General features: G+C 60.7%; 24 protein-coding genes. 6 read left to right on the top strand and 18 right to left on the bottom strand.

Features of this window, described 5'->3' with window-relative positions:
* Positions 1–60 precede the first annotated feature (60 nt).
* Entirely contained in the window at positions 61–837 is a 777-nt protein-coding gene (locus tag M2394_RS11350) for an N-acetylmuramoyl-L-alanine amidase (protein WP_259172512.1), read from the top strand.
* Positions 838–960: 123 nt separating this feature from the next.
* Here M2394_RS11350 and M2394_RS11355 read toward each other — a convergent pair whose 3' ends face one another.
* Together M2394_RS11355 and algB are read right to left on the bottom strand one after the other, a co-directional pair.
* A complete protein-coding gene (locus M2394_RS11355) occupies positions 961–2,748 on the bottom strand; it encodes a KinB sensor domain-containing domain (protein WP_259172514.1) in 1,788 nt (595 codons plus the stop codon).
* A gap of 10 nt (positions 2,749–2,758) precedes the next feature.
* Positions 2,759–4,105 (bottom strand): sigma-54-dependent response regulator transcription factor AlgB, encoded by a 1,347-nt coding sequence (gene algB, locus M2394_RS11360; protein ID WP_078740007.1) that lies wholly within the window; start codon positions 4,103–4,105, stop codon positions 2,759–2,761.
* Positions 4,106–4,496: 391 nt separating this feature from the next.
* Between algB and M2394_RS11365 the strand changes: the two genes are divergently transcribed.
* The 5 genes from M2394_RS11365 (at position 4,497) to M2394_RS11385 (ending at position 8,868) form a co-directional block, all read left to right on the top strand.
* Positions 4,497–4,781, top strand: a complete 285-nt coding sequence (locus M2394_RS11365) for a hypothetical protein (RefSeq protein ID WP_259172516.1) — start codon at positions 4,497–4,499, stop codon at positions 4,779–4,781.
* 75 nt (positions 4,782–4,856) lie between these two features.
* A complete protein-coding gene (locus M2394_RS11370) occupies positions 4,857–5,021 on the top strand; it encodes a DUF1328 domain-containing protein (protein WP_003170804.1) in 165 nt (54 codons plus the stop codon).
* Positions 5,022–5,023: 2 nt separating this feature from the next.
* Positions 5,024–5,491 (top strand): inhibitor of vertebrate lysozyme family protein, encoded by a 468-nt coding sequence (locus M2394_RS11375; RefSeq protein WP_176994649.1) that lies wholly within the window; start codon positions 5,024–5,026, stop codon positions 5,489–5,491.
* Positions 5,492–6,208: 717 nt separating this feature from the next.
* Positions 6,209–7,540, top strand: a complete 1,332-nt coding sequence (gene gltP / locus M2394_RS11380) for a glutamate/aspartate:proton symporter GltP (protein ID WP_178923900.1) — start codon at positions 6,209–6,211, stop codon at positions 7,538–7,540.
* Between the two features lie 98 nt (positions 7,541–7,638).
* Positions 7,639–8,868 carry a nucleoside recognition domain-containing protein gene (locus tag M2394_RS11385; RefSeq protein ID WP_178923898.1) on the top strand — a complete coding sequence of 410 codons (1,230 nt, stop codon included), beginning with the start codon at positions 7,639–7,641 and terminating at the stop codon, positions 8,866–8,868.
* 40 nt (positions 8,869–8,908) lie between these two features.
* Here the strand turns inward: M2394_RS11385 and M2394_RS11390 are convergent, their stop codons facing one another.
* From M2394_RS11390 to M2394_RS11465, 16 genes are all read right to left on the bottom strand, one after another.
* On the bottom strand, positions 8,909–9,520 hold the full coding sequence (locus tag M2394_RS11390) for an ABC-type transport auxiliary lipoprotein family protein (RefSeq protein ID WP_259172521.1): 612 nt from the start codon (positions 9,518–9,520) through the stop codon (positions 8,909–8,911).
* Positions 9,517–10,455 carry an MlaD family protein gene (locus M2394_RS11395; protein ID WP_176994653.1) on the bottom strand — a complete coding sequence of 313 codons (939 nt, stop codon included), beginning with the start codon at positions 10,453–10,455 and terminating at the stop codon, positions 9,517–9,519. Before M2394_RS11395 ends, M2394_RS11390 begins: the two co-directional genes overlap by 4 nt.
* Position 10,456: 1 nt before the next feature.
* Positions 10,457–11,260: an ABC transporter ATP-binding protein gene (locus tag M2394_RS11400; protein WP_259172523.1), complete on the bottom strand. Its 804-nt coding sequence runs from the start codon at positions 11,258–11,260 to the stop codon at positions 10,457–10,459.
* On the bottom strand, positions 11,257–12,405 hold the full coding sequence (locus M2394_RS11405; protein WP_178923890.1) for an ABC transporter permease: 1,149 nt from the start codon (positions 12,403–12,405) through the stop codon (positions 11,257–11,259). The genes M2394_RS11400 and M2394_RS11405 overlap by 4 nt, the downstream gene beginning before the upstream one ends.
* Before the next feature lie 54 nt (positions 12,406–12,459).
* Complete coding sequence (locus M2394_RS11410; protein WP_178923888.1) at positions 12,460–13,491, bottom strand: DUF5924 family protein; 1,032 nt, start codon at positions 13,489–13,491, stop codon at positions 12,460–12,462.
* A gap of 69 nt (positions 13,492–13,560) precedes the next feature.
* Positions 13,561–14,943, bottom strand: a complete 1,383-nt coding sequence (locus tag M2394_RS11415; RefSeq protein WP_259172524.1) for a pitrilysin family protein — start codon at positions 14,941–14,943, stop codon at positions 13,561–13,563.
* Positions 14,944–15,001: 58 nt separating this feature from the next.
* Entirely contained in the window at positions 15,002–16,660 is a 1,659-nt protein-coding gene (locus M2394_RS11420; RefSeq protein ID WP_178923884.1) for a Na/Pi cotransporter family protein, read from the bottom strand.
* Positions 16,661–16,872: 212 nt separating this feature from the next.
* Positions 16,873–17,640, bottom strand: a complete 768-nt coding sequence (locus M2394_RS11425; protein ID WP_176994658.1) for a TerC family protein — start codon at positions 17,638–17,640, stop codon at positions 16,873–16,875.
* Between the two features lie 65 nt (positions 17,641–17,705).
* Positions 17,706–19,013, bottom strand: a complete 1,308-nt coding sequence (locus tag M2394_RS11430; RefSeq protein WP_259172526.1) for a CitMHS family transporter — start codon at positions 19,011–19,013, stop codon at positions 17,706–17,708.
* Between the two features lie 377 nt (positions 19,014–19,390).
* Positions 19,391–21,352: a DUF4105 domain-containing protein gene (locus M2394_RS11435; protein ID WP_259172528.1), complete on the bottom strand. Its 1,962-nt coding sequence runs from the start codon at positions 21,350–21,352 to the stop codon at positions 19,391–19,393.
* Positions 21,349–21,669 carry a DUF2388 domain-containing protein gene (locus M2394_RS11440; protein ID WP_259172529.1) on the bottom strand — a complete coding sequence of 107 codons (321 nt, stop codon included), beginning with the start codon at positions 21,667–21,669 and terminating at the stop codon, positions 21,349–21,351. The genes M2394_RS11435 and M2394_RS11440 overlap by 4 nt, the downstream gene beginning before the upstream one ends.
* Positions 21,670–21,708: 39 nt before the next feature.
* The gene (locus M2394_RS11445) at positions 21,709–22,017 is read right to left on the bottom strand and encodes a DUF2388 domain-containing protein (protein WP_176994662.1); all 309 of its coding nucleotides are present in this window, start codon (positions 22,015–22,017) and stop codon (positions 21,709–21,711) included.
* A 106-nt stretch (positions 22,018–22,123) separates the two neighbouring features.
* A complete protein-coding gene (locus M2394_RS11450; protein ID WP_178923876.1) occupies positions 22,124–22,444 on the bottom strand; it encodes a DUF2388 domain-containing protein in 321 nt (106 codons plus the stop codon).
* A 159-nt stretch (positions 22,445–22,603) separates the two neighbouring features.
* Positions 22,604–22,789: a DUF1127 domain-containing protein gene (locus M2394_RS11455; protein WP_176994664.1), complete on the bottom strand. Its 186-nt coding sequence runs from the start codon at positions 22,787–22,789 to the stop codon at positions 22,604–22,606.
* Positions 22,790–23,052: 263 nt separating this feature from the next.
* Positions 23,053–23,268 (bottom strand): DUF1127 domain-containing protein, encoded by a 216-nt coding sequence (locus M2394_RS11460; protein WP_010168694.1) that lies wholly within the window; start codon positions 23,266–23,268, stop codon positions 23,053–23,055.
* 318 nt (positions 23,269–23,586) lie between these two features.
* Positions 23,587–25,080, bottom strand: coding sequence for an acetyl-CoA hydrolase/transferase family protein (locus tag M2394_RS11465; RefSeq protein WP_178923875.1), 1,494 nt, complete (start codon positions 25,078–25,080; stop codon positions 23,587–23,589).
* Positions 25,081–25,220: the final 140 nt, after the last annotated feature.

Below are 25,220 nucleotides of genomic sequence, written 5' to 3' on the forward strand. Positions count from 1 at the left end.
CCGGCCACAAACGGTACGTTACACTGTTGCATTATCGCCTTCAGTGTAATGTCTCCTGCCATGAAATCCTTTTGCTTTGTCTTTGTGTTCCTACTGCTCGCCGGCTGCGCCAGCGGCCCGCGCCTGAATACCAGCCATCCCTCGGTGAACCACGACAATCGCGTGCAGTTCGTCGTTGTTCACTACACCTCCACCAATCTCGAGCGCTCCCTGGCCTTGCTCACGCACGGCCAGGTCAGCAGCCATTACCTGATCGGTGACGACGCGTCGGGCACTATCTACAAGCTGGTGGATGAGAGCCAGCGCGCCTGGCATGCCGGAGAAAGCGAGTGGATGGGCCGCACCTGGCTCAACTCCAGCTCCATCGGCATCGAAATCGTCAACCCCGGGTACCAGGACACCCCCACCGGCCGTGTGTGGTTCCCCTACTCCGAGGCGCAGTTCCAGTCCCTGGTGGTGCTGCTCAAGGACATCAGCAAACGCAACGGTATCGACCCCAAGAACATCATCGGCCATAGCGACATCGCACCACTGCGCAAGCTTGACCCCGGTCCGCTGTTTCCCTGGAAGCGCTTGGCGGCTGAAGGCTTAGGGGTTTGGCCGGACGCTCAGGCTGTCGCCCGGTTCCAGGTACAGTACGCCGCTGACCTGCCGAGCATCACGTGGTTCCAGGAAGAGCTGGCGCGGTTGGGCTACCAGACGCCGCAGACGGGGGAATTGGATGTGGCCACGCGTCATGTGATCGCGGCCTTCCAGATGCACTTCCGCCCTTCGTTGTTTGACGGCACCCCCGATGCGGAAAGCGCCGCGATCCTGCGAGCACTCAACCGCAGCTAACTGTAGGAGCCCGGCTTGCTGTGGCGAGGGAGCTTGCTCCCGTTCGACTGCGCAGCAGGCGCCGGCTGTCATGAGCACCATGCACCCAGAGGGGACAAGCACCCTCGCCACCTACGGTTGCCGCTACAAAGGCAACGCCATATAAAACTGCGTACCCTGCCCCGGCCGTGAATACACACCCATGCGGCCGCCGTGCAACTGCACGATTTCCTTGCACAGCGCCAACCCCAGGCCCGCGCCGCCTTTCTTGCGGCCCACCTGCACGAAGGGTTCGAAGATCCGCCCTTGCTGGCCATAGGCGATGCCCTCGCCGTTGTCTTCGACACTGATGATCACCCGTTCGCCATGTCGGCGCGCCTGCAGGCGAATCTGACCGCCCTCGGCAGTGTGGCGCAGGGCGTTGCCCAGCAGATTGTCCAGCACCCGTTCCAATTGCGCGCGGTCGGCATACAGGCGAGGTAAGTCAGACTGGGCTTCCACCAGGAGCTCAATGTGCTGGGCATTGGCCGGTTCGGCAAAGCGGGCGCGAGCGTGATCCAGCAGGTCGGTCACGTCACAGGGCCCCAGGGTGAGTTTTTGCAGGCCGTTCTGGTAGCGCGAGAAGTTGAGCAGGTCGTTGATCAACTGCATCAGGCGCTGCATCTCTTCATTGACCGTATCCAGCAAGTCCGCTTCGCGAGACTCCGCAGGAAACTTCGCCCGTTCACGAAACAGCCCGAACGCCATGTGCATGCCGGTCACGGGCGTGCGCAATTCATGGGAAGCACGCAGCACGAACTCGCTGCGCACCCGCTCGAAGGCACGCTGTTCGGTAACGTCATGCAGCACCATCACGGCCCCGAGAATATGCCCTTGGGTGTGGCTGACGGGGGTGAGGCTGTAGGTCAGCAGGCGCAGTTCACCCTCGACCTCCACTTCCAGATCTTCCGGCGCCCGCTCCAGGTTGCCGCCGCGCAGTACCAGTTGAAGCTGTTCATCCAGTTCCGGTCGCACCAGGGCTTCGCCCAGCCCTTGGCCAAGACGGTCCTCGTCCCAGCCTAATTGGCGCTGCGCCACCGGGTTGAGGTGTTCCAGGCGGCCTTGGCGGTCGATCATCAGCAGGCCATCGTCGATACTGTCGAGCACCGCCTGCAGGCGTTGCTGGCCCGCCAGCAGTTCATCAACGTTGGTTGCCTGATGCTGGCGCAGCGCTTCGGCCATGATGCCGAAGCGTCGGGTCAGCTGGTTCATTTCGGCTGCCGAAGAGATGGGCAGCGTGACTTCAAAATCCCCCTGCCCGATCTTGTCGGCTGCCTTGGCCAGGGCTTCGATTGGCCCACCAAAACGCCGGGCGATGCCGTGGGCGGTCACGAACCCGATGATCAGCACCGCCAGTCCGACCAGCCCCAGCAGCCCCGCGATCAGCAAAGCACGCTCGCGCGATTTGTGCTCGCTGGTACTGATGTTTTCCAGGGCGCGCTTGTGTTCGGCGATCAGGCCGTTACGCAGCACATTGAAGGTCTCGGTCAGTTTTTCCTTGCTACCGGGGGGCGGTGAGGCTTGCTGGGATTCGTCGAAAGCCTCCAGCAGGTGCTGGTAGTCGGTGCGGGCCTGGCTGAAGCCGCTGCCACTGGCATCTCGCTGCTCGTGGGCGATGCCTTGGTCCAGGAGCTCGAAATAACGCTGCTTGGAGGCTTGCAGTGCCTGGGGATCGGGGCGCTTCTCCAGCATCATGATCAGCTGGTCGCCCAGGCTCTGGCGCAGCTTGAGCCCCAGGTCCAGAGTCACGAAGTTGCTGCGTATCAATGATTCCTGGGTCTTGGCCATCTGCATCACGCTGACCAGGCCCAGGATCAATCCCAGCAGGGCTACGGTGATCAGCGCGGAGATACTCAGGAACAACCGAGTGCGCAGTTTCATCGCAAGCTTCATAAGGTGCCGCTCACAGGTTGTACTGTTTGCGTTTGCGGTACAGGGTCGACGCGTCGATGCCCAGGGTGCGAGCTGCCTGATCCAGGGTGTCGCTGGTGGCGAGCACGGCGCCGATATGGGCCTTCTCCAATTCATCCAGGCTCAACGCGGCGCCAATCCTGGGCGCATTGTTGGTAGGTTGCTCGGCCATGCCGAGGTGGCTGATCTCCACCTTTTCCTGTGGGCAGATGATGCTGGCACGTTCCACCACGTTACGCAGCTCGCGGATGTTGCCCGGCCAGCGATAGTTGAGCAGCGCCTCGCGTGCTTCGTCGCTGAATCCCCGTGCCGGCCGTGCGTACTCCTTCACGAAGCGCGCCAGGAAGCGATCGGCGAGGGTCAGGATGTCTTCACTGCGTTCACGCAGCGGTGGCAGGTGCAAGGTGATGACGTTGAGGCGGTAGAGCAAATCCTCACGGAAGCGGCCATCGCGCACCATGTCTTCCAGGTTCAGGTTGGTGGCCGCAAGGATGCGCACGTCGGCGCGACGGGTGACCGGGTCGCCCACACGCTCATATTCCTTGTCCTGGATGAAACGCAGCAGTTTTGGCTGCAAAGTGAGCGGAAAGTCGCCGATCTCGTCGAGAAACAGCGTGCCGCCGTCTGCCTGGTTGACCCGGCCCAAGGTGCTCTCGCTGGCCCCAGTAAAGGCACCGCGGCTATGGCCGAACAGCTCGCTTTCCATCAATTCCGCCGTCAGCGACGGGCAGTTAATGGTCACGCAGGATTTTTTCGAGCGCTTGCTCCAGCCGTGAATCGCCCGGGCCAGTTCGCCCTTACCGGTGCCGGACTCGCCGAGGATCAGGATGTTAGCGTCAGTGCCGGCGACCTGGCGTGCAGTCTCCAGTACCACCATCATGGCCGGGCTGTGGGAGTCGAGGCCGTCCTTGGGCTGGCGCACCTCGCCTTCCAGCGCTTCAAGGCGCGCGGACAGTTGGCGCACTTCCAGCTGCTTGGCGGTGGCCAGGCGCAGTTGGTCCGGGCTGCAAGGTTTTACCAGGTAGTCGGCGGCGCCTGCCTGGATCGCGTCTACGGCTGTATCGACAGCCGAATGAGCGGTGACGATCACCACGCGCATCCATGGCGCCTGGATGCGCATCTGGGCCAGTACATCCAGGCCATTGTCCTCGCCCAGACGCAGGTCGAGGAAGCACAGGTCGAACACCTGGCGTTGCATCAGGGCGTCCGCCTGGGCGGCGCTGTTGGCAGTGGCTACGGTGTAGCCTTCATCTTCCAGGCAGTAACGGAAGGTGCGAAGGATCGCGGATTCGTCATCCACTAAAAGAATGCGGCCTTGAAGTTCCTTGGCTGATTCCATCTGTCCCGCGCTCCTTAAAGTATGAATGATGGTGTTTAGTCCCGGAATAATCGGGCAAGTTGCATGGTTTATTCTGATTGATAAACGGCATCTTCGCGCAGCTATCTGCACGGTCTCCTACAAATACGCCGATTGCTGGCGTTTTCATGCCTTCTTGCCACTTCGGCAACTCGCCAGGCGCTTTCGATCCCTTGATCCGACCACTGACCATCGTGCATTTCGCACGGCTCATCCAGGGCCATCGTGCAGGATGCTGGTCGTCATCTGCTGCATGCATTTATAACTAATTGATTTTATTGGGTTTTATTTTGTAAAAAACCTGGCATGCGCTCTGCAATACCTCTCCCAACAGTGTCATGAACCAATAATCAGAATGCGGGAGAAACACAGCATGACTCGCCAAAGCCTCAGCCAATTGCCTGTATCGCCACTGCGCTTGCAGCAAGGCTTGTTCGCCAGCCTGGCCCTGATGGTCACCTTGGTTATTGGCCAACAGATGCAGCATTGGCAGCAGAGTCAGCAACACGCCCCGCAATTTGAAAGGCCAGTCATGACGCAAACCCATTTCCGTTCCGTTGGCAGCGCTACTGCCGATGTAACCGCCCCGCAACTGAGAGTGGCTGACCAGGATTCCACCCCTGGCGATCTGCCAATCCAAGAGCGCTGGGTGTTCTAGGCAAGACAAAGCCGCTGTTGAGCGGCTGCACGGCAACACCGCTGTTACCCCTATAAAAGCGTAAGGAGAATCACCATGTTGAGCTGGGCTATCACATTTCTGATCATCGCCATTGTGGCCGCCGTCCTGGGCTTCGGTGGTATCGCGGGCACTGCCACGGGTATCGCCAAGATCCTGTTTGTCGTCTTCCTGGTGATGTTCATCGCTTCGTTCTTCTTTGGTCGTCGCGGCCGAGGCTGAATATGACCACTCTGCCCTTTAAAGCCATGGCTGCCGCCCTGCTCCTGGGCGGCAGCGGCCTGGTGATGGCCGCCAACGACGGCCAAAGCCGAGCCAACGAATTGCTGACCTCGGACCCTCAGTTCCGTGAGACCTGGCAAGGCGTGGTGAAGAAAGAAGAGCGCCTGCCGGAATGGGTGATGAACCTGTCCGGTACGGCCGAACAAATGAATGCCGTGGAAGAAGACGGTGACAAGTACTTGGTGGGGCCGCTTTGCGAAACTGCAGATACGTGCCTGAACAAGCGCCTGATCGTTGCCTTCAGCTACGACAAGAAAGATGCCTACGCCATGTTGGTGGAAGTCCCGGCCGGCCTGCCGGCGGACAAATCCCCGACGCGTCACGCCGATTATCGGTTCCTCGGTAAGCCGGACGAAGGCATGCAGAAGCTGCTGATGGAGCAGCTCAAGAAAGACCCCAATTGGTACTAGGTTCCGCTTGGCGCATCGCGCTTGTGGAACCAGCGTCCATAGAAAGAAGCCCAGCTGCTTTTTTCTGTTTGCATCGCCCGCCAAGGGCGGTGCATGACCAGGGGGCCGGGTTGCTCTGATCAATCGGGATCGGCGTGACCTACGGGTACAGGGAGTGCCTGCGCAAGGGCCGGGTCAGGCGAAAAGCTGCGACGCAGGTTCACAAGCCCAAGGCTTGCTGAACTTGCGACGGGCTTATACCTCCCTCCTATGTCTTCCATAGTCGCTAATTCCGTTTTTGCTCATTCCCAACCATTACTTGGTATGTCGGGTTGACCATCTATCGATAAAATTTGTGTGGGCCTATAAGACATTTCCGACACTAAACGACGGAATTCACAGGCATTTCTGCCAATGCTCTCTAGACGTCCTGAATCTCTGAGCGAGCCGGGTTTGGCCGGTTCACGGCATGTTTGTCGGACAAAATGTCACATTTGAACTGACCGTTCGGACAGTTATTATTAAAAAAAGCCATGCCGATTCGGCATAGGGTAGGCGTTTACGGCATTAGACGTCGCTCCCTTGCATGGGAATAGTTGCGCCTTTTTTCGCCTGCCAGTAAGCCATTTCGGCCATGCGGCGGTGACCTTCCATGGAGGCAGATGCTCACACTTTTTCGCTCTCGAGCGTTCCAGCTGGCGCATTTGCCTTAAGTCCACTTGAAGTAAGGGTAATGACATGAAGAAGGCAAAGCTAAGCCTCGCCTGGCAGATCCTCATCGGTTTGGTGTTGGGGATCGCAATCGGTGCAGTGCTCAACCATTTCAGTGCTGAAAAGGCCTGGTGGATCAGCAATGTGTTGCAGCCAGCGGGCGATATCTTTATCCGCCTGATCAAGATGATCGTGATCCCGATTGTGATTTCCTCGCTGATCGTCGGCATTGCCGGTGTCGGTGACGCGAAAAAGCTCGGCCGCATCGGCGTCAAAACCATCGTTTACTTCGAAGTGGTCACCACCATCGCCATCGTGGTCGGCTTGCTGTTGGCCAACCTGTTCCACCCGGGCGCTGGCATCGACATGAGTACCCTGGGTACTGTCGATATTTCCAAGTACACCGCCACCGCCGCTGAAGTGCAGCACGAGCATGCGTTCATCGAGACCCTCCTCAACCTGATCCCTTCGAACATCTTTGCCGCCGTGGCTCGTGGCGAAATGCTGCCGATCATCTTCTTCTCGGTGCTGTTCGGCCTGGGCTTGTCGAGCCTCAAGCCTGAACTGCGCGAGCCGCTGGTGACCATGTTCCAGGGCGTGTCCGAGAGCATGTTCAAAGTCACCCACATGATCATGAAGTACGCCCCGATCGGCGTATTTGCCCTGATCGCCGTGACGGTCGCCAACTTCGGCTTCGCCTCCTTGCTGCCGCTGGCCAAGCTGGTGATTCTGGTTTACGTGGCCATCCTGTTCTTCGCCTTTGTGGTACTGGGCCTGATCGCCCGCCTGTTCGGCTTCTCGGTGATCAAGCTGATGCGCATCTTCAAGGATGAGCTGGTCCTGGCCTACTCCACCGCCAGTTCCGAAACCGTGCTGCCGCGCGTGATCGAGAAGATGGAAGCCTACGGCGCGCCCAAGGCGATCTGCAGCTTCGTGGTGCCGACCGGCTACTCGTTCAACCTCGACGGCTCGACCCTGTACCAGAGCATCGCGGCGATCTTTATCGCTCAGCTGTACGGCATCGACCTGTCGATCGGTCAGCAGTTGATGCTGGTACTGACCTTGATGGTCACCTCCAAAGGCATCGCCGGTGTCCCGGGTGTGTCCTTCGTGGTGCTGCTGGCCACCCTGGGCAGCGTGGGCATTCCACTGGAAGGCCTGGCCTTCATCGCCGGTGTCGACCGTGTGATGGACATGGCGCGTACCGCACTGAACGTGATCGGCAACGCCCTGGCCGTATTGGTCATCGCGCGTTGGGAAGGCATGTACGACGACGCCAAGGGCGAGCGCTACTGGAATTCCCTGCCGCACTGGCGCAGCAAGGAAGCCGCACCGACCGCTCAAGCGACCCGCAGCTGACAGGCTGACGGCGCCCAGACAAACCCCGGATAATTCCGGGGTTTGTCGTTTCTGCCAGCCCCGCTATCATTCGCCCCATCTTTCGGGGGATTCAACTGATGCTCAATGGCCTGTGGCTTGGCTTCTTTGTCGTGGCAATGGTGTCAGCACTGGTGCAATGGCTGGTCGGTGGCAACGCCGGCATTTTTGCGGCGATGGTCGAAAGCATTTTCGCCATGGCCAAACTGTCGGTGGAAGTGATGGTGCTGCTGTTCGGTACTCTCACCCTTTGGCTGGGTTTCCTGCGCATCGCTGAAAAAGCCGGCATTGTCGACTGGCTGGCCAAAGCCCTGGGCCCGCTGTTCCGCCGCCTGATGCCGGAAGTGCCTGCCGGGCACCCGGCGATCGGCCTGATCACGCTCAACTTCGCCGCCAATGGCCTGGGGCTGGACAATGCGGCCACGCCCATCGGCCTGAAGGCCATGAAGGCGCTGCAGGAACTCAACCCCATCCCCAACACCGCCAGTAACGCGCAGATCCTGTTCCTGGTGCTCAACGCGTCCTCGCTGACGCTGTTGCCGGTGACGATCTTCATGTACCGCGCCCAGCAAGGCGCGGCGGACCCGACGCTGGTGTTTCTGCCGATCCTGCTGGCGACCAGCGCCTCCACTTTGGTAGGCCTGTTGTCGGTGGCGATCATGCAGCGCCTGCGCTTGTGGGACCCGGTGGTGCTGGCTTACCTGATTCCCGGTGCGCTGGTGCTCGGCGGTTTCATGGCCTTCCTGGCGACACTGTCGGCCACGGCGCTGGCGGGCTTGTCTTCGATACTCGGCAACCTGACGCTGTTCGGCTTGATCATGCTGTTCTTGGTGATCGGTGCGCTGCGCAAGGTGAAGGTGTACGAGGCGTTTGTCGAAGGCGCCAAAGAAGGTTTTGACGTTGCCAAGAACCTGCTGCCGTACCTGGTGGCGATGCTGTGCGCGGTGGGTGTATTGCGCGCTTCGGGCGCGCTGGATTTCGGCCTGGAAGGGATCCGCCATGTGGTCGCCTGGACCGGCATGGACACGCGTTTTGTCGATGCGTTGCCCACGGCCATGGTCAAACCGTTTTCCGGCAGCGCGGCCCGGGCGCTGTTGATCGAAACCATGCAGACCCAAGGCGTGGACAGCTTCCCGGCGCTGGTGGCGGCGACGATCCAAGGCAGTACCGAGACGACGTTCTATGTGTTGGCGGTGTACTTTGGGTCGGTGGGCATCCAGCGGGCCCGGCATGCGGTGGGGTGTGCGCTGCTGGCGGAGTTGGCGGGTGTCGTTGCGGCTATTGCGGTGTGCTACTGGTTCTTTGCTTGAGGCTTAAATGGCTATCGCCGGCAAGCCGGCGATAGGGCTCTCACCGTTTCGCAGCACTATTGCCTTGCTGCACAACCCAATCCACCACCTGCCTGTTCAACTGATCCCCCGCCAGCCCAAACCCGGCCACCACCGCCGGCACCTTGGTACCCGTCACTGGCTGGTGAATTTCAAACCGCCGGCTGGCAATAATCCGCTGATCGCTCCCGCGCACCAATCGCGCGTCGAGGCGGATCACCACGTCCACCGCGCCTCCACGGTATTCACTCTGGAACGCCTGCAACTGCCCGCCCAGCTCGTAGTCGGCCTGCAGGTTGGTCTCATCGGTGCTCAACAGCGTCACGCGGCCATCACGTTGGAAGCCGTCCATGAAGCGGTTGCGCAACAGCACTGGCGACGGGTCGCTCCAACGGGCGTTCGCATAGCTGCTGATTAAGTTGCCGTCCGGCACCACGGCAATGCGCGGGCTGTCGAGAAACTCGCTGGTCTGCGGCTTGGACACGCGCAGCGACCAGCTCACCGGGGCGCCCTGGCTTGCGGTTTGGGCTGGCACCAGACGGTACACGTCCGAAGGGTCGGCCTTGGGCAGGATCGAGCACGCGCTCACGAGCGCCAATGCCACGGGGGCGATCATCTGGTAAGCACGCTTCATGGCGTGAACTCCTTGTTCTTGTCGCTGCCCAGCAAGTAGCCACTGGGGTTGGCTTCCAGGCGGCGGGAGATGGCGCGCAGCGAACCGAGGGTTTCGCGCAGTTCGCGCACCGCCGGCGCCAGTTCATTGAGGCCCTGCATGCCGCTGTTCACCGAGTCCTTGTTGTTAGTGAGCAAGGTGTTGATGGTGGCGGTGCTTTGCTCCAGGGATTTCATGGCCTGTTCGGCACTGCCGAAGGCCTGCTTGCCTTGATCGTTGAGCAAGCCATTGGCGTTGCGCATCAAGGTGGTGGTTTGCTCCAGGGCGGCGCTGGCCTGCTTGCTCACTTGCATCAGTTGCTGCATCACCACCTTGATATCGCCGCGTTGGTCGGCGATGGCGCCGGTGGTTTGCTGCAGGTTGTCCAGGGTGTTGCTCAAGCGCTCGACGTTTTCACGGGAGAACATGTGGTTGGCGTTGTGCAGCAGCAGGTTGATGCTGGTCATCAGGTCGTTGCTGTTATTGAGCAGGCGCGCAATGGGCGAAGGCGAGGCGATGATTTCCGGCAGGTTGCCGTCCTTGCCCTTGAGCTCCGGGCTTTGGGGTGTGCCGCCGCTGAGCTGGATGATCGAGGTGCCGGTGATGCCGGTGAGGGCTAGCTTGGCCTGGGTGTCTTCCTTGATCGGCGTCTGCCCAGCCAAGCGAATGCGTGCCAGCACGCGGCGGGGGTCGTTAGGGTCCAGGCGCAGGCTGGTGACATCGCCCACCTTGATCCCGCTGTATTGCACCGGGCTGCCTTGGGACAGGCCGCTGACCGCCTCGTTGAACACCACTTCATAATCCTGAAAGGCGCTGTCGACGCTGGATTTGGCCAGCCACAGGCCGAACAGCAGGGCGCCGACCACCACAATCACGCTGAACAGACCGATCATCACATGATGGGCTCGGGTTTCCATGTCATACCTCGTCTAGCGATTGAGCGGCATCCAATGCCGCGCGGCCCCGGGGGCCGTGGAAATATTCGTGAATCCACGCGTCGTCCGTTTCCGAGACGACATCGATGGCGTCGGCCACCAGCACTTTTTTCTGCGCCAGCACCGCCACGCGGTCGGTGATGGTGTAGAGCGTGTCGAGGTCGTGGGTCACCAGGAACACGCTCAGGCCCAGCGCGTCGCGCAGAGTCAGGATCAACTGATCGAATTGCGCCGCACCAATCGGGTCAAGGCCGGCGGTGGGTTCGTCGAGAAACAGGATGTCCGGGTCCAGGGCCAAGGCGCGTGCCAGGGCGGCGCGCTTGATCATGCCGCCGGACAGCGAAGACGGGTATTTGTCGGCGGCCGAGAGCGGCAACCCGGCCAGGGCCAGTTTCACCGCGGCCAAGTGCTCGGCGTCACGGCGGCTGAGGCCGGCATGTTCGATCAGCGGCAGGGCGACGTTTTCGGTGACGGTCAGCGAGGAAAACAGCGCGCCCTTCTGGAACAGCACGCCAAAGCGTCGTTCTACCAGCGAGCGCTCATGTTCCGACAGGCTCGGCAGGTTTTTGCCGAACACCCGCACCTCACCCTCGCTGGGGCGGCGCAGGCCGACGATGCTGCGCAACAGCACCGACTTGCCGCTGCCCGAGCCGCCGACCACTGCCAGGATTTCGCCTTTGTACAGATCCAGGTCGAGGTTCTCGTGCACGCTCTGCCGGCCAAAGCGGTTGCACAGGCCGCGCACTTCAATCACCGCCTCACTGGGCGCACGGTGTAGACGGCTCACCAGCCCATCTCCATGAAGAACATCGCGGCCACCGCATCCAGCACGATCACCACAAAGATCGATTGCACCACGCTGGAGGTGGTGTGGGCGCCGACCGACTCGGCACTGCCGCTGACCTTGAAGCCTTCGAGGCAGCCAATGGCGGCGATCAGGAAGGCGAAGATCGGCGCCTTCACCATGCCCACCAGGAAATGTTGCACGCCAATGTCCGATTGCAGCAGCGACAGGAACATCGCCGGCGAAATGTCCAACGCCACGGCGCACACCACGCCACCCCCGACAATCCCCGAGAGCATCGCCAGGAACGTCAGCATCGGCAGCGACACCAGCAGTGCCAGCACGCGCGGTAATACCAGTAGCTCCATGGGGTCGAGGCCCAGGGTACGGATCGCATCGATTTCTTCGTTGGCCTTCATCGAGCCGATTTGTGCGGTGAACGCACTGGCGGTGCGCCCGGCGATCAAAATGGCCGTCAGCAACACGCCAAATTCCCGTAGGAAAGAAAACGCCACCAAGTCCACGGTGAACACCGTCGCACCAAAACTCTTGAGCACCGTTGCACCCAGGAAGGCCACCACGGCGCCGACCAAAAAGGTCAGCAGCGCGACGATGGGCGCGGCGTCGAGCCCGGTCTGTTCGATATGGGCGACCATCGGCGTGATGCGCCAGCGTTTGGGGCGCCAGATGCCGCGCGCGAAGGTTTCGAGGATCAGGCCAATAAAACCAAGCAGCTTCATGCTGTCTTGCCACACGGTGTCGACCGCCCGGCCAATGCGCGCCAACACCTGGATGCCGGCCGCCTCTTCCGGGGCTTTTTCCGGCACACAGAAATCATTCAGCGAGCGGTAGACGGTCTTGAGCAATGCGCGGTCGGCGGCAGAGAGGCTACAGTCGGTCTGTTCGGCCGAGTGTTCGATCCTGGCGGGGCCCAGCAGCTCCACCAGCAGTGACGCTCCGGCGGTATCCAGCGCGCCCAGGCCATTGAGGTCGATGCGGGCGCCGGCGTCGTATTGGCCGTCGAGCTTGTCCGACAGCTTCTTCAGGTTTGCGTAGTGGGCAAGCGTCCAGTCCCCCGTAATCCTGAGTAACGGAGGCGTCGTGGACGTATCGAGATGGGCGGCACCGGCCGTCGTACGTGTGGTCATAAGCTCCGAGCTTGTTTGGCTATCCACAATTCCTACGTAATAGCACGATACAGCCTACTTTGGGTTGTCCGTTTGTGCTGGGTCAGTGACTTTGAAACGCAGCACACCAATCACCTGGCCGTCCTCGGTCAACACCCGCACTTGCCAGCGGCCTACTGAATCGGCCGGGAAGTTCTGCTTGTGGGTCCAGGCGCGGTAACCCTCCTTGCGCCCGCCATGGATATCCAGCGCGATGCGGTCGACTTCTTTGCCGTTGAATTTCCACACGTGGTAGATCCGCTCATCCAGCCCGCGCGGGGCATTGATCGCGGTGTAGGCGTACAGCCCGCCGCTGCGTAGCTGGGCAGCCGTGACTTCCTTGAGGTCATCGCCCGGGGTGCGGTCTTGCAGCTGGGTGCTGATGGCCACTTCGGTCATCCATAGGGTGGCCGGTGGCACCCAACTGCGCAGGAACCAGCCGGCACAGCCAATCGCCGCCGTGACTCCCAGCAACATTGCCCAGCCCTTGACGCTGCGCAGTGGCAGGCTCACGGCCAGGCTGGGGATCGACAGCAGCATGGCGACGCCGAGGGCGAGCTTGTAACTTTCGGCGGTGGTCAGGTGCAGGATGATCGGCAGCGCGGTGAGCAGCGCCGCGAACAGGGTCAGGGTGTGCAGCGCCAGGAACAGCGAACGCTTGGGCGCCAGCCATTTGTAGTACAGCGGGTCAGTAATCGAGACCAGCGCCGCCGCGCCCAGCAGGCCGGTGAAAATCGATTGGCCGCTGTTCCAGGTGGTGGTGACGAAAAAGAACGGCAACACAAAAAACAGACTTTCCTGGTGGATCATCTGGGTGGCGTAGCGCAGCAGGGGTTCGGGGATTTCCCGCTTGAAGACCCGAGTGAACAGTTGGGTAAAGCTGTTTTCCAGCATCAGCCACAACCAACTCACCAGCATGATGACCGCGATCCAGCTGGCCATGCCTTGCTGACGGTCCACCAGGATGAAGCTGCACACCCCCGAGATAAAGCCGCCGAGTGCGATCACCCCCGGGTAGCGCTTGATCAGTTCGAGGATGCGCTGGATGAGGGGTGGCAGGCTTGGCATGGGAATTCACAATTCGTATAGGAAAAAACCCACACAGAATAACGTCTTAGCCCTGAGTACGGTGCTGCATTACGCAATCCGTTTGCGATAAAACCGCAGGCCGATCAACACAAGTGCGATCAGTCCAAGCACGCCGGCACCTATCCAGCTGAGCAGGTCGTAGCTGAACAAGGGTTTTTCGATGCGCCAATAGCCCGACTGGTTGAACACCTGGCGCATGGCCTCGTTGGTTTGCTTCAGGCTCACGGCCTTGATGCGCTTTACCGGATCGCTGAAATGGCCGTTGGCGTAGTCACCGGAGGCACTCCAGTAATAGTCGGCCAACGCGCTGTTGCCTTGCACCGCCCACGACTGGCGTGCAATGGCGGCTTGCTGCAGGCGGGTAAAGGTTGCCGGGTCGAGGCCGTCCTTGAGCAGTTGGGCCTTGAGGTCCTGCAGTACCTGTTCGGCTTCGGGCAGGTCGTCGCGTTCGAGGTCGGCGTTCAGGCTCAGGAAGCCGACACCGCCGAGCACCTCGCGCTCGCTCCACGGGCCGTAGGACAAACCATGCTTGAGGCGCAGTTGACGGTAGAGCGCCCAGTCGAGGTAGTCCTTGAGCAGGTCGTAGGTTTCATCGTGCTGATCATCCAGCACCGGCTCGGGGAACAGCCAGTGCAGTTTGGCACTGTCACCGATCCAACCGTGCACCAGTTCGCGGTGGCTGGCGGCGGCGTGCTGGATCTCTGGCAGTGGTCGATGTTCGCTCGGCTCGACGGGTTCGAGCTGGCCGTAGGTGCGTTCCAGGTAGGCCGGCAGCAATTTGTCGAGGTCGCCGACGATGATGAGGGTCATATTGTTGGGGGCGTACCAGTTCTTGCGCAGCGCCTCCAGCTGGTCGCGGGTGAGGTGATTGACCTCGGCACGTTCGGCGCATTTGAGCCTCAGTTCGATGGCCAATTGGTTGCTGGCGGTGTGGCCCAGGTCCTGGCGGTCAAGCAGGCGTTGCAGGTGCGAGTAGTGGCCGCCGTCTTCGCGTTCGACCACTTGTTTGGCGGCGTTGATGTTGGCGTCGGTCAGTTGGGTGCGGGTGAGGATGGCCAGCAACAGGTCGAGCACCTTGCGCTGATTTTGCGCGGGGGCTTCGATCACGAAGGTGGTGTCGGCATTGCTGGTGTAGGCGTTCCATTCGCCGCCCAGGGCTTGCATGCGGTCTTCAAGGTCGCCCTCGCCGCCGCCGTCGATGCCGCTGAACAGCAAGTGTTCGAGCAGGTGCGGCAGCTCTTTTTCGTCGCAGCTGAAGTCATCCAGGCCGACCCCTACCACCAGGCGGATGGCCACATGGCCCCGCTCGGTGCCGGGTTTGAGCAGCAATTGCAGACCGTTGGGCAAGGTGTAGCCTTCGACTTGCAGGCGGTCAAAGGCAAAGACATGTGCAGAGCCCATGAGCAGGCAGGCGAATAGCAGGCGACGCATAACAAGCTTCCTGGCGAGTGAGGTCCATTGTTAACTGACTTCACTCGCCGTCTTACGTTCAGGGGGAATGGGTGATGTCGGCAATATCTTCGGCGGAGAGTGCACCGGTGTCGGACGTTTCCAAGACTACATAGGCGCTGCTGCAAAACAATGAATTGAGGCGCTTCATGTCGGCAATCAGCTCCAGGTGCAGCGAGCTGGTTTCCAGGCTCTGCACGATCTTGCGCTGCAGGCGGCTGACGTGGGCATGGGCCAGGCGGCGCTCCTGGGCGCGGAAGCGGCGCTTCTCGCGCAGCAGTTGGCGGGCGCTTTCGGGATCGGCGCTGAGAAACACCGACAGCCCCAGGCGCAGGTTGGCAATCAACTGGCTGTGCAGGCCAGTGAGCTCTTCCAGGCCGACTTCAGAGAACTGGCGGCGTTGGGAGGTCTTCTGCTGCTGCACCTTGCGCAGCATGCGTTCGATCAGGTCGCCGGCCAGTTTCAGGTTGATCGACAGCTCGATGATTTCGGCCCAGCGGCGGTTGTCCTGTTCACTGAGGTCCTCGCGGGGCATCTGCGCCAGGTAGAGCTTGATCGCACTGTACAGGGCTTCGACGTCGTCGCTGAGGCTGCGCATTTCCTGGGTGATGGCGGTTTGTTTGCCGCGCAGCACTTCCTGCATCGCGGTGAGCATGTTGTCGATCAGGTCACCCAGGCGCAGGGTTTCGCGGGCGGCGTTGGCCAGGGCCAGGCTCGGCGTGTTGAGCGACGCCAGGTCCAGGTGACGAGGCTTGGCTTTGCCGTTGGTTTCCTGCTGTTCCGGCAGCAGCCAGGCGCACAGGCGGGCCATCGGGCCGATGGACGGGAGCAGGATCAGGCAGCGGCTGACGTTGTAGAGCACGTGGAAGGTAATGACCATGCCCTGGGCGCTGTAGTCCAGGCCGTCCATCCAGCGTACCAGCGGGTCGAGTACCGGGATGATCAGCAGCAAGCCGATCAGTTTGTACAGCAGGCTGCCCAGGGCGACCTGGCGACCGGCCGAGTTCTGCATGCTGGTGCTGAGAAAGGCCAGCACACCGCTGCCGATGTTGGCGCCGATCACCAGGCCGATGGCCACATGCAGGCCGATTACGCCGGCGCCGGCCAAGGTGGCTGTGAGCAGGACGGCGGCCAGGCTGGAGTAGGAAATCATCGCAAACAATGCGCCCACCAGGGCGTCGAGCAAGATATCGCCGGTCAGCGAGGCGAAGATGACTTTGACGCCTTGGGCATGGGTAATCGGCCCGGCTGCCTCGACGATCAATTGCAGTGCCAGAATGATCAGGCCCAGGCCGATCCCGACCCGGCCCATCTGCCCTGCCCGCGTCTGCTTGCGGGACAGGAAGAAAATCACCCCAAGGAAAATCAGCAGCGGTGACAGCCACGACAAGTCGAAGGTCAGTACCCGCGCCATCAAGGCCGTACCGACGTCGGCGCCGAGCATGGTTGCCAGGGCCGGCGTGAGGCTCATCAGGCCCTGGCCGACAAATGAAGTCACCAGCATGGCCGTGGCGTTGCTGCTCTGCACCATGGCCGTCACCAGGATACCGGCGACAAACGCCAGCCAGCGCTTGGACATGTTCTGCCCGATGACTTGGCGCAAGTTGGAACCGTAGACCCGCAAGATGCCGGTACGGACGATGTGCGTGCCCCAGATAAGCAGGGTCACGGCGGAAAGCAGATTGAGCAAGGTCAGCATGCTCGGCCCCCCGTGTGGGTACGCTCCAAAAAGAGCGAAGGAAGTTTGCCGCGTGCCGTTCTACGTCTTGTAGTTAAGCTGTAGTTGGCGAATGGGCTCTGCGCCAGCATCGCATAGCTAAAGTGGGGATTGAAACAAAACTGTCATGAAATCAGCTGAGTGCGAAATGAAAAAAGGGGCCTGCATAGGCCCCTTTTTGGTCTGGCTCGGGTTTATTGACCCGGAATGTCCTTGCGCAGTTTCACAGGATCCTGCTGTTTCTTCTTTTTCGCGATGGCGGTGCGCATCTTGATGTTCACCGCTTCTACCGCCAGCGAGAACGCCATGGCGAAGTAGACGTAGCCTTTAGGCACGTGCACGTCGAAGGATTCGGCGATCAGCACCGTACCCACCACCAGCAGGAACGACAGCGCGAGCATCTTCAGCGACGGGTGCTTGTCGATGAATGCGCTGATGGTGCCGGCGGCCAGCATCATCACCAATACCGCCACGACAATCGCTGCGACCATGACCGGCACATGGGAGACCATGCCGACGGCCGTGATGACCGAGTCCAGGGAGAACACGATGTCGATGATGGCGATCTGGATGATGGTGTAGATGAACTTGCCACCGGCGCCCTTGGGCTCGTCGTGGGTTTCGTCTTCACCTTCCAGGGCGTGGTACATCTCCTGGGAGCTTTTCCACAGCAGGAACAGGCCACCGAAGAACAGGATCAGGTCGCGACCGGAAATGCCCTGGCCGAACACCACGAACAGGTCGGCGGTCAGTTGCATCACCCAGGTGATCGACAGCAGCAACAGGATGCGCGTGACCATGGCCAGGGCCAGGCCGAAGATCCGGGTGCGTGCCTGCATATGCTTGGGCATGCGGCTGACCAGGATCGAAATCATGATGATGTTATCGATACCCAGGACGATCTCGAGGGCCGTCAGGGTGAAGAAGGCAATCCAGATTTCCGGATTGGTCAGCCATTCCATGTGTATTCCTTTGAGCAAGTGTTAAACCGCGCAAGCTGCAGCGCCGCGCGGTTGGGTTGATACGATTATAGAGTACTGAACAGCGGGAAAATCCCCATCAGCAAAGCGGCGAACATTATGCACAGGCATACCAGCACTGCCCACTTCAGGGTGAAGCGTTGGTGATCGCCAAATTCGATACCGGCCAGGGCCACCAGCAGGTAAGTCGATGGCACCAGTGGGCTGAGCAAGTGCACCGGCTGGCCAACGATGGACGCCCGCGCCATTTCGACGGCGGTGATGCCGTAGTGGCTGGCGGCCTCGGCGAGTACCGGCAGCACGCCATAGTAGAACGCGTCGTTGGACATGAAGAAGGTAAACGGCATGCTCACCAGGGCGGTGATCACCGCCAGGTACGGGCCCAGTGCGTCAGGAATGACCGCCAGCAGGCTCTTGGACATGGCGTCGACCATACCGGTGCCCGACAGGATACCGGTGAAGATACCGGCCGCGAAGATCAGGCCGGTCACCGCCAACACGCTGCCGGAGTGGGCGGCGATGCGGTCTTTCTGCATTTGCAGGCATGGGTAGTTGACGATCATCGCGATACTGAACGCCACCATGAACAGCACCGGCAGCGGCAGCAGGCCGGCGATCAGCGTGCACATCAGGGCGAAGGTCAGCGCGCCGTTGAACCAGATCAGCTTCGGACGACGGGCGTCAGGGTACTGCGACACACTGATTTCACTGTGGTCGATTTCATCGCCCGCCAGGTGCAGTTCACCCAGGCGTGCACGCTCGCGCACGCCGTACAGGTAGGCGATCACCAGGATCGCGACCACACCGACGGCCATGGCCGGGATCATCGGCACGAAGATGTCCGACGGGTCCACATGCAGCGCACTGGCGGCACGGGCGGTCGGGCCACCCCAAGGGGTCATGTTCATCACGCCACCGGCAAGGATGATCAGGCCGGCCATGATCCGCGGGCTCATGCCGATGCGCTGGTACAGCGGCAACATGGCGGCGACGCAGATCATGTAGGTGGTGGCGCCGTCACCGTCCAGGGACACGACCAGCGCCAGCACGGCGGTGCCGACCGAGACTTTCAGCGGATCGCCCTTGACCATCTTGAGGATCTTGCGCACAGCCGGGTCGAACAGGCCGGAGTCGATCATCAGGGCAAAGTAGAGAATGGCGAACATCAGCATCACGCCGGTCGGCGCAAGCTTGGTGATACCGGCCAGCATCATCGGGCCGATCTCGGGCGCGAAGCCGCCGAACAGCGCGAACAGGATCGGCACGATGATCAAGGCGATCAGCGCAGACAGGCGCTTGGTCATGATCAGGAACATGAACGTGATGACCATGGCAAAGCCAAGGAAAGTCAGCATAGGAATACTCCAGGCGTAGCGCGGCTAGGGAATGGCGAACCGAGTGGGGTCAGCGCAGATCGAAAGGCACGAGGCGTACGGGTGGAGTGGGGGCGAACAGGCGGGTACGAGCGGACATCGGGAATCACCATTGTTGTTGTTAACAGCCGGTCTGTTGCCGACAGTGGGGGCGATCCTAGACGGGTAAGCTTTCAGCCAGCTTTCGCTGGAAAAACAGGTGACGAAGGGGAAAGGCACATTCTTCAAGTATGTGGAGATTCAATGTGGGAGCTGGCTTGCCTGCGATAGCGGTGGGCCAGGCAACAAAGATGTTGAATGTGCCGGCGCCATCGCAGGCAAGCCAGCTCCCACATTCGGATTGTGCTTGCAGGGAATTATCAGGGCAGCTCGAGGCCGCCGGCGGCCTTGTGCAAGGCGCGCAAGTGCTCGCCGACCTGCTTGAGGTTGGCTTCGCAGGCGGCAATCTCGGCGGCGCGGGAAGGTTCCAGCAGCACCCTCACCTCTTTATCCAGATCGCCGGTCAGCGTTTGCAGCTGCTTTTGACGTTGGGCGCTTTCCGATTCGAGGCGCTTGGACTCCGACGGTTGCGGCAGGCCGTAGCCGCCACTGCCCAGTAGTTCAGCCGGGCGGCTGAGGAAGCCGCTGTTGGCGAGGATTTGTTGCAGGGTGTTGTTGGCTTTTTCCATGCCGCCGTTTTTCAGCTCGCGGGCGCCAAGGTAGCGTTGCTTGACCTCATCCTGGGCCAGCATCAGTTGTTTGCGGTAGCTGGCCTGCTCCAGCAACAACAGGGCGGCACTGGTGCGCAGATCGGCCTGGCCAAACCACTGGCGGCGTTCTTCTGCGCTGAGTGACAGCCAATCTTCGACCTGAGTCTGCTTTATCGGCAGGTGTTTGCGCAGGACGTCGAACATCGCCTGGTAGCGTTCGCGGAATGAATCAAAGTGATAACCCAGGCGCAGCGCTTCGCGCTTGTCCTTGAGGACGCTGGTGTCGGCCAGGCCGCGGGCGCTGAGGACTTCCAGCAAACCGTTGGGGGTGATGTTGTCCAGCCCGGTGAGTTGTGGGTTGGCGCTGCCGCTGCGCAACAGTTTCAGGCTCTCTACCGCACAGTTGTTGGAGATGAAGAAGTAGTTGCCGTCGTAGCTCCAGTGCATCTCGGCGGCGTGCTCGACGGTGTCGTTGATTTCCTGGCGTGTGAGTTTGAGCGGCACCGAGGCCAGGCCGCGCAGCTCGGTCTTGGTGTATTCATCGATCACCTGGGCCAGGGGCAGCACGAACAACCGCGACGGGTACTTGCCCACCAAGCCGTCCCAGCTCGACAGCTGTACGTCACCGACGAACGCGCGGTAGGACAGGACCAGATGCTGGTCTAGGTCGAGCCGACAGTCCGGGCCGCGTGGCCGGCCGGGTGCACAGATCACCAGGCGTAACATGCTGTGGCCCCAGCGACTGACCAGGTTCTCGTTGGCTTCGGCCAGTAGGTAGTCAATTTCGTAGACGCGCTCCGGGTCGATCTGGCCCAGCGGCGTCTTGGCAAAATCATTGCCTGCGTTCAGGAAGGCGTAGGTCTTGGCGCAAGTGTCTTGCTCGGGCGGTGCCCAGCCGAAGTGTTCCTTGTAATAGCGAAACAGCGCCGGGCGGCGGCAGGCGTAGCTCGGGTCAAGGAGGAAATACTCCATGTTGACCGCGACGAACTCCAGCGGGCTGGTGGTTTCGTAGATGTCCGGGCTGCGCGCTACCTGGTGGTTGTGTTGCTCGCGCTCGCCGCGACGGCCGACGTATTGCGGCCAGCCGGCGAGGTCCAGCAGGCGCGGGTCATCGCTGAGGGTAAAGCGGCGGTCATTCTGGCCACGGCACTGGTCGGGCAGGCCGATCAGGCCGGTGATGTTGTTCTGGCGACTGCAACGGTTGATGAGCGCGCGGTCTTCTTTGGACCACAGGCGCGCACGGTCATAAATGTGAGTCAGCTCATGCAGCACAGTGGCGAGCATTTCGCGGCGCACGGTGCCGTGGGGGCGGTTGGTCTTCTGGGTCGCGGCGCTGCCGTCGGTCAGGCTGGCGAGCAGGTTCTGGTTGAGATCCAGTTCGGAAACCAGGGAGGCCTGGCCGTAGGCGTTCTCGGGCATCTTGTCGGTCCAGCCGACATCGATGGTGCGGTCCAGTTGTTCGATGAAGCGCGGCGGCAGAGAGCGCATCGCTTCATCGAGCAACGCCTGGCTGGCCTGCTGTTCGGCCGGGCTCAAGCCGTCGGACTTGAGCCGCAGTTGCAGGCTGGCCTGGGCTGCGCTTGCACTGAGCAGCACAGCCACGGCCAGTAGCCAGGCGTTGAGGCGCCTCACAGTGCGAGGATGGCTTCGGCGAGGCTCTGGTCGCTGGCGTCGCGCGTTTCCGGCATGCGCGTACGAATGGTGTCGAAGGCGGCTTCCAGTTGTGCGCCACGGATCTCGCCATTGGTGGCGACGAAGCTTGCGGCGTCATCGTGGGCTTCGCGCACGACTTTGGAGTCGCGGATGGACGTGGTGGTGTCCGAGGTGAAGTCAATGGTACGGGCCGACGCACGGACGATGATGTTACTGGTGGCCTTCAAGGTTTGCGCGTGGGCAACATCGGCCAACAACAGCAGGCCGAGAGCGGCGGCGATCAGCGGGCTACGCATGGAATAACTCCAATTACAAAGACGGAAATACAAAGATGATTATTGGACGAGAATTGCTTGCGCCAGTTCAAGGTCGCTGGCGTTAAGTTTTGGCTGGGTGCGGCGCAGGTAATCCAGTGCGGATTCCAGGCGAGCCCCCCGCCATTGGCCGTCAGTGGCTACAAACGCGGCAGCGTCATCCTGGGCGGCCAATACCAGTTTCTTGTCAAAGGGCGCGGAAGTCACCTTGCTGGTGGCGTACACACTTATGACGGTGCTCTGGGTGGTCACGTCGAAGGCCGAAGCCAATGGCGACCAGACGACGGAAAACAGAACAGGAACGATCAACAGGCGGTATGAAAAAGCCATGGGACTCGACAACTGAAAGCGAGCGCCAAGGCTAGCGCAATGCCCGGGCGAGAGCCAGCGTTGAGGCATGTGGGAGCGGCTGGCGCTCCCTTACACCGAGCTGAAGTCAGATCGCCAGGATGGCCTGGGCCAGTTGTGCGTCTGTTGCGGCATTTAGTTGTGGGGCTTGTTGGCGGATCTGTACCAGAGCGCTTTCCAGCTTGACGCCACGGATGGCGCCGTCGCTGGCGACAAAGCTGGCTGCGTCGTCACGGGCAGCTCGCACAACCTTGTTGTCACGCAAGGACGACGTGGCATCGGAACTGGCGTCCGACGTGGCTTTGAGTGCGCCGACGATTGCGTCGGTGGTCACGATGAGGCTGGTGGCATTGGCATTGGCAGCCACGGCCAACAAGGCAGCAGCACTCAGCAGGCGAAAACGGGACATGGAAAAACTCCTGTAGATGAACAAATAAGGTGGCGCAGAACGGCCACTGTGAAACGGGTGTTGTTGCTGTTGAGCATCAGACGCCCGTTCTACAAGGTTCGCCACGTGGTAACGGGATCTTAAGCCGCCGCTTATCTGTTCGAAAAGCCTCTCGACCCGTTAGTCACGCCAAAAGGGTTTAGACAGTTCGGCCATTCGGTCGCCGGCGCTGATACCGGCGTCAGACAGTTCGCGTGGATCAAGTTGCGCCAGTTGGCGGCGTTCGTGGGCCTGTCGCGCCCATCTGGCCAGTGCACGGGCTATACCTGCGATCAACTGTTTATAGCGTGGGGTTTGGGTGGTCATGAGTGAGGCCTTCCATGAGGTCTTGGAACACCATGTTGGGCGGCGCGGGTTTACCGGTACAGATACACCAGACTTAAATTGTACCGTTTAATTGTTATGTTTTTTAAACTGTACCTGTCATGAAGTTGACCTTCTGTTTTTATCCTCAAAACCCAAACCCCGGAAACAACAAAGCCCGCCTCCGGTTTCCCGGGGCGGGCTTTGCTTTGATAAATCAGGGTGCTGGCGGTGGACCCGGTGGGTCAGGGCCAGCGGGCGCTACATTAGCGCCAGAACGGCTTGCTCAGCTCTTCGTAGCGTTGAGCTTCGCTGATACCGGCGTCAGCCAGCAGACGCGAATCCAGACGAGCCAGTTGGTGGCGGCTGGAGATGCGGCGCTGCCACAACATCAGGTTGGCGATAACGCGCAAAGGCAGGGAGGCCTGGGTGTTTACAGCTTTTTCTTCGAAGAACAGATCGGAACTGAGTGTACGTTCCATGATGACATCCTTCCGCTTGTGGCGGGATTAGGTAGTGGTTTAACTGATGCCAATGATCCTCTTCCGGCGCAAGACTCTCTAGATACAGTTCACCTGTATTGTGAGGGGCCAGTTAACTGTTTATAGGTGCTGTACTGTTCGGAAATGGGGCAACTGTACCTGTCTGCACTGAAACAGTGCGAAATAGGAGTTTTCGACGGAGTATGTGGGATATTTCGGTAGGAAATGACCGGTACAGCAGTACAGTTTTTTTCAGTTTGCTAAGAAGTACAGCCGAGCTGATGAAACTGCCGTTGCATCAGCCCGGATCTGTATCAATCAAGCCTTGAGCATATGCCCGGTTTCTTCCAGGTTGATGTGCCAACTCAGTGCTTCGCGCAGGATGTGTGGCGTATGCCCGCCGATGGCACAGGCTGCGTCGAAGTAAGTGTTCAGCGCATCGCGATATGCCGGGTGCACACAGTTGTCGATGATAACCCGGGCGCGTTCGCGGGGCGCGAGGCCACGCAGGTCGGCCAGGCCGACTTCGGTCACGAGGATGTCCACATCATGCTCGGTGTGGTCCACATGGCTGACCATCGGCACCACGCTGGAAATCGCGCCACCCTTGGCGATCGATTTGGTGACGAAGATCGCCAAGTGAGCGTTGCGCGCGAAGTCCCCGGAGCCGCCAATGCCGTTCATCATCCGCGTGCCGCAGACATGGGTGGAGTTGACGTTGCCGTAGATATCGAACTCCAGCGCGGTGTTGATCCCGATGATACCCAGGCGGCGCACCACTTCCGGGTGGTTGGAAATTTCCTGCGGGCGCAGCACCAGTTTGTCTTTGTAGCGCTCCAGGTTGCCGAACACGTCGGCATTGCGTCGTTCTGACAGGGTGATCGAACTGCCCGAGGCGAAGCTCAGTTTGCCGGCATCGATCAGGTCGAACGTCGAATCCTGCAACACTTCCGAATACATCGTCAGGTCTTCGAACGGCGACTCGATCAGGCCGCACATCACTGCGTTGGCGATGTTGCCGATGCCGGCCTGCAGCGGGCCGAGCTTGTTGGTCATGCGCCCGGCGTCCACTTCCTGCTTGAGGAAGTTGATCAGGTGGTTGGCAATGCCTTGGGTGTCGCTGTCGGGCGGTGTCACAGTGGAGGCGGAATCCGCCTGGTTGGTGACCACGATGGCGACAATTTTTTCCGGCGGAATGGGAATGGCCGTGCTGCCGATGCGGTCATCGACCTTCACCAGCGGAATGGGCGTGCGGGTTGGCCGGTAGGTCGGGATATAGATGTCGTGCAGCCCTTCCAGGTTCGGGTTGTGCGCCAGGTTGATCTCGACGATCACCTGCTTGGCGAAAATCGCGAAGCTGGCCGAGTTGCCCACCGATGTCGTCGGCACGATGTGCCCCTGTTCGGTGATCGCAACGGCTTCGATCACGGCAATGTCCGGCAGCTTGAGCTGGTTGTTGCGCAATTGCTCGACGGTTTCCGACAAGTGCTGGTCAATAAACATCACCTCGCCGGCATTGATGGCGCGGCGCAGGGTGCTGTCGACCTGGAACGGCATGCGGCGGGACAGCACGCCGGCCTCGGTCAGTTGCTTGTCCAGGTCATTGCCCAGGCTGGCGCCGGTCATCAAGGTGATTTTCAGCGGGGAAGTCTTGGCGCGTTCGGCCAGGGCGTGGGGGACGGCCTTGGCTTCACCGGCGCGGGTGAAGCCGCTCATGCCGACAGTCATGCCGTCCTCGATCAGTGCGGCGGCGTCTGCCGCGCTCATGACCTTGTTCAACAACGAAGGCAAGCGGATACGATCACGGTACATGGATTGTTATCTCAGGCTACGGAAGCAAGGTGCGCAGTTTAGTGATTTCAAAAAAATTCGGCCCGCTACCATGGTCGAATGCCGGGCAGCGATTTAGAGCCTTTGGTCGGGTTTCATGCGGCAATAAAAAACCCCAGCCT

The sequence above is a fragment of the Pseudomonas sp. BIGb0164 genome, from assembly GCF_024810135.1.
Lineage (GTDB): Bacteria > Pseudomonadota > Gammaproteobacteria > Pseudomonadales > Pseudomonadaceae > Aquipseudomonas.